10 protein-coding genes are annotated in these 14,383 nt (G+C 60.9%); 4 read left to right on the plus strand and 6 right to left on the minus strand.

Features of this window, described 5'->3' with window-relative positions:
- Window positions 1-55: 55 nt before the first annotated feature.
- The 3 genes from ACZ48V_RS07135 to ACZ48V_RS07145 all read right to left on the minus strand — a co-directional run bounded on the left by ACZ48V_RS07135 (window position 56) and on the right by ACZ48V_RS07145 (window position 4,293).
- Window positions 56-1,483: an alpha/beta hydrolase family protein gene (locus tag ACZ48V_RS07135; RefSeq protein ID WP_464542952.1), complete on the minus strand. Its 1,428-nt coding sequence runs from the start codon at window positions 1,481-1,483 to the stop codon at window positions 56-58.
- A 126-nt stretch (window positions 1,484-1,609) separates the two neighbouring features.
- Window positions 1,610-3,211, minus strand: coding sequence for a sigma-54-dependent transcriptional regulator (locus ACZ48V_RS07140; protein ID WP_464542954.1), 1,602 nt, complete (start codon window positions 3,209-3,211; stop codon window positions 1,610-1,612).
- A 518-nt stretch (window positions 3,212-3,729) separates the two neighbouring features.
- Window positions 3,730-4,293 carry a shikimate kinase gene (locus ACZ48V_RS07145; protein ID WP_464542956.1) on the minus strand — a complete coding sequence of 188 codons (564 nt, stop codon included), beginning with the start codon at window positions 4,291-4,293 and terminating at the stop codon, window positions 3,730-3,732.
- Window positions 4,294-4,664: 371 nt separating this feature from the next.
- Between ACZ48V_RS07145 and ACZ48V_RS07150 the strand changes: the two genes are divergently transcribed.
- Together ACZ48V_RS07150 and truA are read left to right on the plus strand one after the other, a co-directional pair.
- Window positions 4,665-6,152, plus strand: a complete 1,488-nt coding sequence (locus ACZ48V_RS07150) for a peroxidase family protein (RefSeq protein WP_464542958.1) — start codon at window positions 4,665-4,667, stop codon at window positions 6,150-6,152.
- 200 nt (window positions 6,153-6,352) lie between these two features.
- Complete coding sequence (gene truA, locus ACZ48V_RS07155) at window positions 6,353-7,093, plus strand: tRNA pseudouridine(38-40) synthase TruA (RefSeq protein ID WP_464542960.1); 741 nt, start codon at window positions 6,353-6,355, stop codon at window positions 7,091-7,093.
- A gap of 43 nt (window positions 7,094-7,136) precedes the next feature.
- Here truA and ACZ48V_RS07160 read toward each other — a convergent pair whose 3' ends face one another.
- Entirely contained in the window at window positions 7,137-9,266 is a 2,130-nt protein-coding gene (locus tag ACZ48V_RS07160) for a M28 family peptidase (RefSeq protein ID WP_464542962.1), read from the minus strand.
- 256 nt (window positions 9,267-9,522) lie between these two features.
- On the opposite strand from ACZ48V_RS07160, the gene ACZ48V_RS07165 reads away from it, so the two are divergent.
- Window positions 9,523-10,800 (plus strand): arginine deiminase, encoded by a 1,278-nt coding sequence (locus ACZ48V_RS07165; RefSeq protein WP_464542964.1) that lies wholly within the window; start codon window positions 9,523-9,525, stop codon window positions 10,798-10,800.
- Window positions 10,801-10,860: 60 nt separating this feature from the next.
- Here ACZ48V_RS07165 and ACZ48V_RS07170 read toward each other — a convergent pair whose 3' ends face one another.
- Window positions 10,861-11,910, minus strand: coding sequence for a hypothetical protein (locus ACZ48V_RS07170; protein ID WP_464542966.1), 1,050 nt, complete (start codon window positions 11,908-11,910; stop codon window positions 10,861-10,863).
- 754 nt (window positions 11,911-12,664) lie between these two features.
- Here ACZ48V_RS07170 and tadA point away from each other — a divergent pair.
- Window positions 12,665-13,135 (plus strand): tRNA adenosine(34) deaminase TadA, encoded by a 471-nt coding sequence (tadA, locus tag ACZ48V_RS07175; RefSeq protein ID WP_464542968.1) that lies wholly within the window; start codon window positions 12,665-12,667, stop codon window positions 13,133-13,135.
- 337 nt (window positions 13,136-13,472) lie between these two features.
- Here the strand turns inward: tadA and ACZ48V_RS07180 are convergent, their stop codons facing one another.
- Entirely contained in the window at window positions 13,473-14,327 is an 855-nt protein-coding gene (locus ACZ48V_RS07180) for a cyclase family protein (RefSeq protein WP_464542970.1), read from the minus strand.
- Window positions 14,328-14,383 lie beyond the last annotated feature (56 nt).

The raw sequence follows: 14,383 nt of genomic DNA on the forward strand, positions 1-14,383 counted from the left end.
GTGCCTGCCTCTACTGGATGCGGGTGACATCGGTTCACGCAGCATGCGTGGGCGGTTAGGGCAGGGCAGTGCGTTCTTGAATCCAGGTCGTGATCTGACGCAGCGCCTCGGGTGCGATCGTCGTTTCGATCTGTCCGTACTCGGTAGGCAGTCCGGTCTCGGCAGACTGGAAGAGATGATTTAGTCCGTCGAGTACAGAGACGGTTGCGTCGGGGGTAGCGCTGAGGGCATCGCGTAGCGGCCTGGCGTGGATATCGGGATGCACCTGCAGGTCGTTGCTTCCGTAGAGCGCGAGCACCGGCAGATCGAGCTGCTGCAGCGCAGGTACGGGGTCGTAGGCAACAAAGTAGCGAAACCAGGGCGACGTGAGCTGGGCAACCTGCGCGTCGACCTGTTCGTCGGGCAAGCGTCCCTCCTTCAGGAGAGCGGCGACCTCCTGCGCGGCGGCTGAGTCGGGGGCGGTGCGTACAGCCTGCAGGAGCTGCCGCTGGGAGGCGCTGCTTGTTTCAGCAAGCGCAGCTGGCATGCCCTGAGCAGCAGCAATGCGTTCAAGCTGGTCAACAAGCGTGTCGTATCCCGTCTGCCCTGGAGCGGCCAGCAGCACCAGGAACGCAAGCGATTCGTGGTTGACGTGGACCTGCGGACCGACCACGCCGCCCTCGCTCAGTCCGATAAGTCCAACCGATCCGACCCGTACATCCGGATGAGCTTTCAGGAAGCGGACGGCGGCTGCGGCGTCGCGGGCGAAGGCTTCGGTCGTAACGGTCGGGAAGGGCGTACCCGACGAGGCGCCCACTCCGCGCTCGTCGTAGCGCAGCACGGCGATGCCGGCTCGCGTGAGGTGGTCGGCCAGTACCAGAAAGGGCTTATGCTCGAAGAGCGTGGCATCGCGGTCTTGCGGTCCCGACCCCGATACGAGAACGACGGCCGGATGCGGTCCGCCGCCATCGGGGAGCGAGAGCGTGCCCCCGAGCTGGATGCCATCGGGGCTGTTGTCGAACGTCACATCGTTCGTGCGATACGGGTAGGGTGGTTCCGGCTGCTGAGGCCGCACGCGAAGCGCAACCGATGCGTCGGTGGGGTGCAGCGTAAGCGGAAACGACTGCCCCATCTGCGACCAGCTTCCCTGGATAGAGCGCCCGCTGTCGGCCTCGACCACGAGCGTGCCCTCGTAGCGCCCACCGACTGCGGTGACCGTGAGGCGAAGGCGATCGTCCTGGAACGTTGCATCCGAGACTGGAATGCCGATGGCGCCCTGGTCAGGACTATCCATGAGGGCGGTCAGGCTATCGCCGTCTGCATCGAGGTGAAAGACGATGTGCAGCTCAGTGAGCCCCGCCTCAAGCAGGCCCTCCCAAGAGCCCACGACGTTGTGGAGGACGTTGTTGTCTGGGCTATCGTATTGCGCGTGCGCAGGAAGCGGGGAGAGAAGCACGGAGAGGAGCAGCCCTGTCAGCAAGGGCCAGATAATCCGTAGTATCATAACCATTATGCGATGGGGCAAGCGTAGGGCATGTCTGGCAGGTAGGCCACGACCCCTACAGATTTGTTCGGGGTTAGTCGCGCTGCATCCCTGCTCATTGGCTGTTTATGAGCCCAGGAGCCGTGGTCAGGCTGAAACTCTCTCTTCGGTGTTTAGCGTAGATGCAAAATGGGCAATGGTTGAAGCCGGGACCCCCAGGGCACGGGCGGCCTGCTGCATATCCCCACCGCATAGGTGAAGCGCGTGCTCAACAGCAAGGAGCTGCAGTTCTTCGAGAGGAACGATAGCCTCCGGGGCGTCGGCTGCGAGCTGCTGCAGGGGCGTGACCTGGGGGGAAGATGGACGTTTAACTGAGGGCTGGACAGGCGCATCCTGCTCAATAGCCTTCATGTCAAACAACGAGCGGGGGGCGGGGACCTCCTCGCTCCGATCTTCGCTGTCGTTGCGCGACGCCGACTGCTGATCGTGCGAAGCAGGTACGGTCTGTCCATCAGACTCGCCGTTGAGCGAATGCGCATTGGGCGACTCGCTTGGGGATTTGGTGCTACCATCTGACAGAACTGAGGCAGGAGTCTCGTCTGTGTTGTACTCGTCTGCGTCGTATTCATCCGGGAAGAGATCGGCTGCAGTGATTTCGAAGGCGGTAGCCGCCTGGGCCCCCCGCCGGATCGCGGAGCGCAGTTCGCGGGTGTTACCGGGCCAGTCGTACTGCAGCATCTGCTTCATGGCCGGTACCGAGAACGCAACGGGCGCTTCGTCCCGGTCTTTGGTCGCGCTGCGAAGCATCTGCTGGGCCACCATCAGAATATCTTCGTTCCGATCGCGCAGGAGCGGGAGGGTGATATGCGACTCCGTAAGGGCGTCATAAAGATCGGCGTTGAACGCGCCGTCGTCGACCAGGCGCTCCAAGTCGTGGCAGGTGCCACATACGAGGCGTGCTTCAAATGGAGTAGGGGCGTCCGCGCCAGTTGCGGGAATATGACCGTCGCGGGCAACCGACAGGAGCAGCTGCTGAAGGTCGTCGTCGAGCATGCCCACATTTTCGAGGAAGAGCGTACCGCATCCGGCGTCTTTACAAGCCCCCGATGTGTTGGGACCGCCAAAGAGCGCCTCGGCGTCGGCGGCATCCCGGTAGAGCGCGCAGTCCATAGCCACGAACGGTGCGTCGGGATCGGCGCTCTGCCTGTGCACTGCCTGGGCCCAGCGGTCGGGCTCTGTGCCCGACTCGGCCTGCAGAAGAATCGGACCCGACATCTGACGGGCCTGCTCTAACAGGCTGCGCGTGCGGCACATCACAGGACTCTGCCCGACAATGACGTCTGGCCCACCAGCGCGCTTAGGCAGAGGAAGCGCCGTAGTAATTGACTGCGTGCGGGCCCGCTTGAGCCACCACTCCATGCGACTCAGATCTGTACTGCCGGCAATCAGCACGTCCGTAACGCCATGCTGCAGGGCATCTTGTACGATATCTTTTTCATGGGGGCGTACGAGCAACAGGATGGGAACGTCGCGCCATCCCGACCGCATCGACTGGACGAACTCAAGCCCCGCCCCGTCGGAAAGCGTTGCATTCACCACTGCCATTGTGGTGGTCGCGTCGAACGCACGTAGCGCCTCCTGTCCGGTATCTACGTGGCGCATATCCAGGGCCGGAGCAGACGCCAGGCGATACTTGACAAGCGTGGTGTACGTTGTATTCGTGCCGACGAGGAGAACGTGAGACAGCATAGTAATGGGGTACTCTTGTTAAGTAAAGCTGTGTTGGTAACGCCGTGAACACGTATCACGAATGGAAGGAGGGAATGCTTGGCCTCCACCAGCGCTGAATCGCACTTAGCTCACATGAAATCAACAAGGCACGATGGAGAAATGCTTATCGTACCGTGCCAAACTGTTTGGCTTACGTGTCAAATAGGGTAAAATCGCTATACAAAGGTGCAAAATATACCCAGAACAAACGCTGCTGTGCTGCTCTGGCTACTCCGAGGCAACACACAAATATAGTGCTTGAGATTAAGCCACGATTTATTTACCGAATGCACCTCTGTTTGTTCACGGTCTGTGAAGTCTATGCGACTCAATGGCTACGCTATCCTATGCAACACTTTTGTGTCAGGTAGAGCGCTTCGTACATGCGCTAAAAGCACTACTTTCATGCGGCCCGGGTACGCTCAAGAAATCAGGAAACGGCCTTACCAGGAAAGCATCCGTATGGCGCGCCGCAAGCGGCATGTAGCAAGCAGCGTCTATCTGTCTTCGTCTTTTCCTTCTGCCGGTTCTTCTGCCTGGGTCTGCACCTGAGCAGCGATCGTTGCGCTGACGCGTGCAGGACGATCAGCGGCGTCTACCTGCAGGTGGGCGCGCTCATAGGCAGGAGCCCGCCAGGCCAGAAGGTCCGCGATATGACGGCGCAGGGCCGTGCCCTGCAAGGGCGCTCCGCTATCATCCCAGAGCAAGGGGCGCGACGCAGCCTCAGGAGCCAGGCGCTCGTAAAGCGCATCCACGTCCACCTGCAGGTAGACGACCGTGCCCAGTTCTTTCGCGCGTTGCATGCGTGCCGCGTCGACGAGCATACCGCCGCCCGTAGCCACCACAGCGTGCGAATGCGCAGCAGTTGCTTCCAGCGCGTCGCGTTCCCGCTCCCGAAAGGCCGCCTCGCCCGCCTCTGCAAAGTATTGTGGGATGCGCATGCCGATCTGCTTCTCGATCCAATCATCCGTATCCACAAAGGGCATGTCAAGACGCGAGGCGAGTCGCGTGCCAACGGTCGACTTTCCGCATCCCATAAAGCCAGTGAGGTAGACGCGCATGGAAACAGGGGCATGGATTAGAAAAAGGGTACACGAACGCCATGGTGTATGCCCCGAAGGAGCAGGCGTTCGGCGCCGTGGCGCGGGTGCAAGTACGCTCACTTACGGAGTGCTGTGTGACTACCGGACAGGAGGGGGCGTGACTTTGGGCGATAGATGGTGTAAGACACCTCTGCGGTATAGCATTTTTGGGCCGGTATGGCTATATGAAAGGTAGCTGTTGAAAGTGCCCTGATGCCGCTTTGGTGTTGCTCTCCAACTGTTGTCTCCAACCGTTGCCTGCACGTATCGCCAGGTGGCCTGCCAAGCTGTGCGCATCGCTGCGATACCGTTTCGCTGGACTATACACTGGATTATAAAGAGGTGCTCTTATGTCTCATCATCATGGAATGACCAGCCTAAAAGGTATTCACGCGTTCTGTCAGTACGGACATGAAGGAGCGCGTGGCGATCGATTCGGGCGTATGTTTCGCCGGCCGCCCCTGTACGTGCGTCCCGACCACCTGCGCCGCCTCGGCGCCCCCGGTGGCCCCATGGACGGCGGCACGTCGTCAGACCGTACGTCGTCGGTGGCTGTCGGACAGGTGTTCTTCGGGCAGTTTGTTGATCATGACATCACGCTTGACGTGACGTCGAGCCTGGAGGAGGTCAACGACGAAAGCGAAACGCCGAATGTGCGCACCCCCACGCTCGACCTCGACTCCGTATACGGCAGCGGGCCCGAAGCCAGTGCGTACCTCTACCATGCGTCGGGCGAGTTCGCCGGGGTGAAGCTCATCACCGGGGCCGACGGCACCGCCGCACAGGTCGACGGCGCGCCTCAGCCGGCGGATCTGGCCGCCGAAGACCTGTCGCGTACGGCGCACGGCGTCGCTCTGATCGGCGATCCGCGCAACGACGAAAACCGTATCATCTCGCAGATGCACCTGGCAATGCTGCGCTTCCACAACCACGTGGTTGATACGCTGCACAGCGGCTCCCAGAACGGCGCAGCCCTCTCCGGACACGATCTCTACGAGGCCGCTCGTCGCCTGACGACCTGGCACTACCAGTGGGTTGTGGTCGAGGACTTCCTCACGGCTATGTGCGGACAGGCCGTGGTCGACGACATTCTCGGGAACGGACGGCGGTTCTTCTGCACCGATACGAGCGTACCGTTCGTGCCGATCGAGTTTGCTACGGCTGCCTATCGGTTTGGGCACTCGATGATTCCGCTACGCATCCACATCCAGCGCTCGAATCCGACACACCACGTGTTCGGGCCGACGCTCGGTCGTGGGTTCACGCCGCTCAGTACCGAGGCGGCGGTTGTTGACTGGTACGAACTTGCCGACACAACGGCCGACCGGAACGTACAGATGGCTGAGAAGCTCGACAGCAAGCTCTCGCCCGACCTGCTCGATCTTCCGTTCATCCAACCGCCTTCCGAGGCGTCGCTGGCTACGCGTAACCTGCTGCGCGGGCAGGCTTTCTTGCTTCCGTCGGGCGAGCAGATTGCGCGTGCTATGGAACGCCCCGATGATGAGGTTGACCATGTGTCTACCGCGGCCCAGAACATTGCAAACTCAGCGGATACAACGATCGATCTGAGTTCAGGTACGCCGCTGTGGTTCTACCTGCTGGTAGAGGCAGAGCGCATCGGACGCGAAACCGAACCGGGACTGTTTGAGGAGCGCGAGGGACTGGGCCCGGTGGGCGCTCGCATCGTGGCGGAGACGATTATCGGACTGCTGGAGCTCGACAGCCGCTCGTACCTGGCGCAGAACCGTAGCTGGCACCCCGACGAAGGCGTGGGGGTAACTACGCTCGGTGAGATGCTCACCTTCGAGGTAATGCAGCCCGATCCGGTTCCGGCATAGCCATGACCGCGGAATGCAGCAGTGCCTTACAGCAATGTCCTGCAGCAGTATCCTGCAGCAGTGCTCTGAGCTATTGGTCCGGATGTACAACGGGTGGTGTGTTTGTGCAAGGTGGGGCAGACCTGAGAGGCACGGGAACGCGTGGCGCTGCTGGGTCTACAGGCAGCGTCTGGGCTCTTCTCAACGAACGGACCTCCACCATGCCGCGCTTGCGCCTTCGCATCGAGTACGACGGAACCGACTTTCACGGCTGGCAGGTGCAGCCCGATGTGGGTACTGTGCAGGGCGCGCTGGAAGAGGCGCTCGACACCGTGCTCAGTACGGCGCCCCGCCTCACCGGGTCGGGGCGTACCGATGCGGGCGTACATGCTCGCGGGCAGATCGCCCATCTCGACGTGCCCGGCAGCACCGATCCGCACCGCCTGCGCCGCAGCCTGAACGCGCTTACGCCGCCGGGCATTGCTGTGCGGCAGGTGGAAGAGACCCATGCTGACTTCCACGCCCGTTACGACGCCCGCTGGCGGCGCTACCACTACTACCTGTGCACGCAGCCCCGCGCGCTGGACCGCCGCACCCGCACTTACGTGCGCCCTGTGCCCGACTTCGACGCGATGCGGGAGGCTACTCCCGATCTGGTCGGTGAGAAACACTTCGGGGCGTTCTGCCTCGTGCAGTCCGACACCGAAAATCGCGTGTGCACGATCCGCCACGCCCGGTGGGTGCGAGAGACCGACTGCGGCGACTGGCGCTTCGAGATCGAGGGCTCGCGCTTCCTGCACGGCATGGTGCGCGCCATTGTGGGTACGCTGATCGATATCGGGCAGGGGCGGCGGCCCGTCGACGATCTGCCGCGCGTGTTAGCAACGAAAGACCGACGCGAAGCCGGCCCCGCCATGCCGCCCGAAGGCCTGGTGCTGGAGCGGGTGGAGTACGAGGCATAACCCGTAGAGACGTCCCACCGAGTCGTCTCTACAGGAATCGTCTCTACTGCAATTGCACCGTTACCGCCTCAATGCGGTCGGCCAGTTCGGCGAACGCCGCCTCGTAGCGGGCCATCCACACGTCGAGGTCGGCGGCGCCCGTTTCCAGTTCGTAGCGCAGCGCGGGCAACATCCACGAGGCGTACCCGCTAAACGGATCGGGCGACACGTAGAGCGAGCGGTGAATACCTCCGGACTGCAGGCCCTCGGGGCGCATAAACGCCCGGCTCAGCTGCAACAGGGCCTGGTTTATTTCGGGGGATGCGGAGCGCCCATCTTCTACGTAGGCATCGCGTGCTGACTCGTAGGCGTGGGCCGACTGCTCGATGCGCTCCACGGCCGTGCGAAGCGCCGCCGGATCAAGGTCGATCTCATGCTCGGCGGCCACCGCTTCCAGCGCATCCAGGTGCGCATGCGTGTCCTGCGCGTAGCGGGCCACGTCGTAGGGCAGCACGTCGGCGTTGGCAAAGCGCAACGCCAAGAGGCCGTCGAGGCGGGCCAATGTTGGGCCGCCGGTGAACGTCGGGTCGCCGAAGCGCTCGTACCAGGCGAACGAGTCGTAGTTGGAGTGATAGATCGGGGTAGAACCCGACATCGATACCGCAGCAGACGGCACGCCCAGGTGGGTCACGAAGCCGACGTGATCGGAGCCGCCGCCCAGGTTGCCGAGGGCGGTGTCGGCGTCGCCCGAGCGAGCGGCCAGGTGGTCGTAGACGGTGCCGGCATCATCATCGGGATGCGCGACAGCACGTGCGGCGTCGAGGATTGGCCCCTTTAACAAGGGCGAAGCAGCCCCGCGAAAGGCACGTCCGGTCGCGGCAGCATCTGCATTGATGTAGGTCACGGCGCCTGCATCCAACTGCTCCTGCAGCTGGCGTACCCACTCGATCGAGCCCAGAATGCCATACTCCTCGGCGTCCCAGTGCGCAATGAGGATGCTGCGGCGGGGCGCGCAGTCGCCTGCAGAGAGCTGGCCGAGCGCTTCGGCCAGGGTCAGAAGCATGGCGGTGCCGCTGTTCGGGTCGGTGGCGCCGAAGGCCCAGGCGTCGAAGTGCGAGCCGAGGATGATCCACTCGTCGGGGCGTGTGGTGCCTTCAACGACGCCGATGATGTTGGTGGCGCGGGTTATGCCCCTGGGCTGGTCGACGGCCAGCTCAACGGTGAGCGATTCGCCCCCTGCAACGCGATACGTAAACGGAAGGCCGCCCTGCCAGCCAGCTGGTACGGCATCGCCGTTCATGCGCGAGAGGATCTCCTGCGCCGAGCGGTACGACAGCGGGGCCACAGGGATGCGCGGCAGGTCGGCTTCGTCGGGGTCGAGACGCTCGGGCGTGTCGGGATCGTCAAGCGGAAGCGCCGGGCCGTCGGGCGTGAGCGGGTCGCCGCCGAGCGGAGTCAGAATGGAGCCGCGCTGAATGCCGCTCTCATGCACGTAGCGGCCCTCCGGATAAGTAAGCCCCTGCACGTAGCCACTGTCGGCCGGGTCGGTGTACATGATGAGTCCGGCCGCGCCGCGCTCCTCGGCGTACTTGGCCTTGTAGCCGCGAAAGTTGCCGCCGTAGCGCGCAATCACAATCTTGCCCGACAGATCGACGTCCATCGCATCGAGCTGCTCGAAGTCCTCGATACGCCCGTAGTTGGCGTAGACCACCTCAGACGTCACCGTACCCGAGCCGGAATAGGCGTTCCATCCGGGGCGCAGATCCGGATGATCGGAAAAGGGATCGTCGGGCAGGATGTCTTCCTGCATACCGAGGGGCATCCGCTGCGGCGTAACCAGCGCGACGGAGGCCGTAGCCGCTTCCGGATCGGGCATGTAGAGGTCGTACGGGTAGCGGTCGACGCGGAGTCCGGCCGCCTCCATCTGCGCGGCGATGTACTCCGCCACCCGCTCGTTCGCTGCAGTGCCTGCCGGGTTGGGCTCCTCGGTAAGGGCCTGCAGATGCGTGCGGAAGGTGCTGCTGTCGGGAAGCGCAAGCAGCTCAGCCTCACACGCCTCCTGCGCAGCTGCCCGTTCGGGCGTGAACCCCGTCAGGCTCTGCGCCGGAGCGGCGAGCGGGGTAGCAAGGAGCGAGGCAGCAAAGAGCGAGGCAATGAGAAGGCCGCTAACAGAGAGCGAGCGGAGCCAGGTCATAGGGCAGGTCATAGGGCAGGTCATAGGGCAGGTCATAGGGCAGACAGCGTCGAGGAGAACGAAGCGAAGACGTTTTGCAGTATCGCAGACGTTTCCATCAAACTCAAATACAAGAGGGATTAACTTTTCTGCGCTGTGCACGTACGGGCATGAGAGAAGCTGCTTCCTGCACACCGCATCGTGACAAAAGCAGGTCAGAAGCGCTTCCAGTATCACTCCGACATGTTCTTCTCCCAAAGCACGCATCCCGCGACATATGCCCGATACCGTTGCTCCGCCGCGTCCGACGTCGGCCACCTTTCAGGTGGACACCGAATCCATGCCGCTCGAACAGGTGCTGGTGCATACGCCGGGCCACGAGATGGAGCTGGTGGCGCCCGACAATCGCCTGGACCTGCTCTTTGACGATATTCTGTTTCTGGGGCACGCCCGCGATGAGCATCTGCTCATGTGCACGCTCTTTGAGAAGGTGGTCGACAAGCCGGGCGCTGTGCTGCAGGTGAGCGAGTTGCTGCTGAACGTGTTTCAGCAGGAGGATGCGCGCGCCGACTTCATCGACCGGCTCTGCCGCGTGATGCCGGAGACGAACATCCAGGCGGTGCGGCACGACCTGAAGCAGCTTACGCCGAGCGAACTGCATAGCCTGGCGCTAACCGGCGAGTCGCCCCTGCCGATTACGCTGCCGCCCCTGCCGAATCTCATGTTCACACGCGATCTGGCAGCGGTGGTACATGACCGCATCGTGATCAGCCATGCAGCCACGGCGGCGCGCTCGCGCGAGAGCATTATCATGCAGGTGCTGCTGCATCACCACCCGTTCTTTGACGATGTGAGCGACCGCGTGATTACGCTGCCCGAAGGCGTGACCTTCGAGGGCGGCGACCTGCTCATGGCGGCCCCCGATGTGCTCCTGGTAGGGCACTCCGAGCGCACCTCGTTCGGCGCCATCATGGCGATTGCGCATCAGGTGTTCGAGCACACGCCCATCGAACACGTGCTGGCGGTGGATCTGCCCAAGCGCCGCTCCACGATGCATCTGGATACGGTGTTTACGTTTGCCTCACCAAATGAGTGCGTTGCCTTTCCGCCGCTGGTGGACGACCCGAGCTACGGCTATGCGGTGCATCTTACCGAGGGGAGCGAGCCGGGTCAGTTCATCACCGACATGCGTCCGAACCTGCGTGACGTGCTGAACGACCTCATCGACCGCGACCTGAAATTTATTCCGTGTGGTGGCAGCGAGCGGCTCAACCAGGAGCGCGAGCAGTGGACCGACGGGGCCAATGTGTTTGCCGTGGCGCCGGGTGTTATTGTGGGATACGAACGGAATCGCCGTACCTTTGAGGAATTGCGCAAGCACGGCTACCGCGTCGTATCAGCCGAAAACTTTCTGTCGTACTACCAGGACAGCACCTTCACGCCGGGCGATGAGAAGCTGGCCATTCAACTGGCCGGTACCGAGCTTTCGCGCGGACGCGGTGGCCCCCGCTGCATGACGCTGCCGCTGGCGCGCACGTCGATTCATGATATGTGATCGGGCGCGCCAGACGCGTGGTGGGATACGGGCAACGTAACCCTAAAGTATGATCGAACTTTACAGCGCATCCGATGAGTAGTAGAGGCTCTCACCATCGGTAAGAAAGAGGGACTCTTCATCTACAGCAAAGTCGCGGAATGCCTTCTTGAGTTGGTAACTGTACTCGTACTCCCCATTGTCCAATTCGTATTTGTCTATAAAATAATTTACCTGCTCGCCGCTCTGTCGGTAAACAAGAACATATATGCTTTCGTCGTCGGCGTGTACGCTTAGATTGCGGTAATTTAAATCTTCGTGTGGAAGACCCACGCTTCCCGTTTCACCGTCTCCCGTACGCTGCACAAGCGGTAAATCAGGAGGGCTGACCTGCTCTCTGACATACGAGTACTCTTCGTCAGAAAGCGAGTAGCTGAAAATGAGTCCTCCATAGTTAGGAACATGGATGACTTGCTCTCCCGCGGCCGCAGTTTCTCCGGACAGCACTTTAAAGTTGAACTGCTGCTCTTCTATTACAGGAGACGATGTTTGTAGGAACCCATCAGTTGTTTGTGACCCTGCGACTGAGACCATGTGGTTGGGATCCGAGCCGAAAGCAACATTGATACGTTCGCCTTGAAGAGCTGCGATGCGCCATGCTCCATGATCCGTACGGACAGCCGAAATGTGATCTCCTGCAGCGTCAAAAAACTCAACTTTGCGTCCTTGCTGATCGTTAATCCATACGCCTCCACTGCCGGGTGCTACAGCTACACCAGTAGGATTCCGTGTCTCACCTGGTCCGGCCCCCTGTCCATGGCCATAGCGATTTGCCAGTGTGCCATCCTGCGTGTAGCGTTTCACAAAGTGGTCTCCGTAGTCCAAGACATAGAGGTCTCCGTTAGGGCCTATATCGACGGCAATAGGATTGTACAAAGATGATTCCTCCTGGTCAATAGGCAGCGTATTGAAGTCGCGCAAGGTCGCTTCAATAACCCGTTCTTGTAGCTCTTGAGGAGCTACATCGACGAGAAGTCGCTCATCGGGATTCTCATTGCTTGGGCTGTCGTCACCGGGTTCGTGACCTGGAGAGGCATGACTTGCTGCGATTAGTGCTGGAATAAGGATCAAGGAAAAAAGATATATCCTCATCATGTATAATATGTTTTGAGATATTGCCAGAAGAAGACACCAGAGACAGAAGGTGTCCCTGGTGCCAGATCGGGTTGATTATGATGCTGGGCATGCGACGTAATTACTGTTCTTGAGGCGACTGTTCTTGAGGCGACTGTTCTTGAGGCGACTGTTCTTGAGGCGACTGTTCTTGAGGCGTATCCGCCACCATCCCACATTGCACCTCCGTACCGTCACTGCACGTTATCTTGTGGCAGTCATCGGGACCACCGCCACATCCTTGTATCGTGCAGGTGGTACTGCAACTCTCGCCAACCCCTTCTGCATAGGCTTCCTGAGCCCCGCTTCCGGTGCTTATAAGCAAACCACCAGATGCAAGAATGACAATGACGAAGAGAGCGCCAAGCGAATGCTTGATGCGAGTCATGCTCGTTAACTCTTATATTTAATTTCGGAGAATTAATACGTTCTGTATGTAAAGTACCGAAAAAAAAAGAAACAAGCGACAATTGTAACAAAAATGTGAGCCATCGGATGGCCAGAAACTGCAGATGCTTGCAAGAAATCTGACCCGCTTTGTTTATAGCTAACCTCAATCTAGTAAGAGGAGTAGTTTGACGACAATGACCTGTAACAGCAACGGATCGACCGGACTGCAGGCCCGCGTTGATCTGGTGCTCATCCTTTCCGTGGATTCAATAGCTTTGCGCCAGGCGCTGCTCTATTACCCCAACACATACTCCTCATCACTATGGCCCTGTCCTCCCTCCTTGACGCCGACCGCAAATGGATGCAGAAGGCCTTTCGCGAGGCCGAACGCGCCTTCGATGCTGACGAGGTGCCGGTCGGCGCGGTAATTGTGCACGAGGGACGCGTGGTGGGACGTGGACACAACCTGGTGGAGCAGCTGGGCGACCCCACGGCGCACGCTGAGATCATGGCCGTGACGGCGGCCTGCGACACGCTCGGACGCAAGTTCTTGCACGACTGCACGCTGTACGTCACCCTCGAACCGTGTCCGATGTGCGCTGGCGCGCTCGTACACGCCCGCCTCAAACGCTTGGTGTTCGGCGCGTACGACGAAAAAGCCGGTGCAGTCGACACGCTCTACCGCATCGGGCAAGACGAGCGCCTGAACCACCAAATTGAGGTCATCGGCGGACTCGATGCGGAGCGGGCCTCCAGTATGCTGCAGGCGTTCTTTCGTGCGAAACGGGGGTAGGTTTGGGAGGATGGATGTATGGAAGATGGTTGGATGGACGATAGCAGAGGAGTTGTGCACGGAATCTTATGCCAAAATCTGTAGGGACACGGCGCGCCGTGTCCCTACGTACGGGCTGTCATGGTGAGCGCAGTCGAACCATCTCCTGCTCTGAGGTGCGAGTATGCAGATTCTTGTGCGCCGGGGACGCAAGCGGTCTCCGGCTATGGGTTTCCTTAGCCCGGGATCAGTATTCCGACAGATGTCGGAAGGATAATCCCAGGCGATCACCGGAGCCCGCTAAACAGATACGCGCCGTGTCTCTACGTTCTTGACGTGCAATGTCACGTGTGCACAACTACGGCAGCACAGCCACCGCCCGCAGGGGCGCGCCGCCCGCGCCTTCAATCTTCATGGGCAGCGCCATGAGGTGCGCACCGGCGGCAGGCAGCTCGTTCAGGTTAGTGAGGTTCTCAAAGACAGCGATGTTCTCCGGAAAGAGAACCCGGTGCGCGGCGAAATCCGCTGAAGGCCCGTAGTCGATGCTCGGCGTGTCCAGTCCGACAGCCTGAATGGATCGATTTTCCACCAGCCACTCGGCGGCTTCAGGATGCAAGCCTGGAAACTCCAGATCGGGCAACGCCTCCTCGCCGCGCTCCGCGGTGCCCATGTAGGCCTCACGGTCGGGGTAGAACTGTGCCGAGCCCGTGTTCAGCAGCACCATTGCCCCGTCAGGAATAGGGCCATGCTCGGCCTCCCACGCCTCAAAATCAGCCACCTGTACCTGATAAAGGCGATCGTCGGTCGCTTGCTCGCGCACATCGATTACGACGGCTGGGCCGATGAGCCGATCTACGGGAATCTCCTCGACGGTGAACTGCTCCTCGGCGGCCTCAGCGCTTTCGGCGAAGTGAAACGGCGCGTCCATATGCGTGCCGCCGTGCTCAGCGCCGGTAAAGACGTACGAACTGTAAAAGTAGCCGTTGGTCTCGCCCACAAACTCCTCTTCGAGTTCGAACTCCTGGGTCGCGGTGGGCCAGTAGATGCTTTCGGCGTTGAAGGGATGCGAGAGGTCGACCAGCTCGCCGTCGGGGAAGGCAACAGCGGTCGTGTCGGCATCGGACGCATCGGCATCAGGCGACGGCGTCTCGCATCCCGTTAGCGCAAAAACAAGGGCAGCAGCGAAGAGAACGGAAGGCAGTGCACGTAGCATACGAAGGGGCGGGGCTTGATAGAAGAACATCGTGCTGTTGAAGTCAAGATGAACAA

Source organism: Longimonas haloalkaliphila (assembly GCF_055379825.1).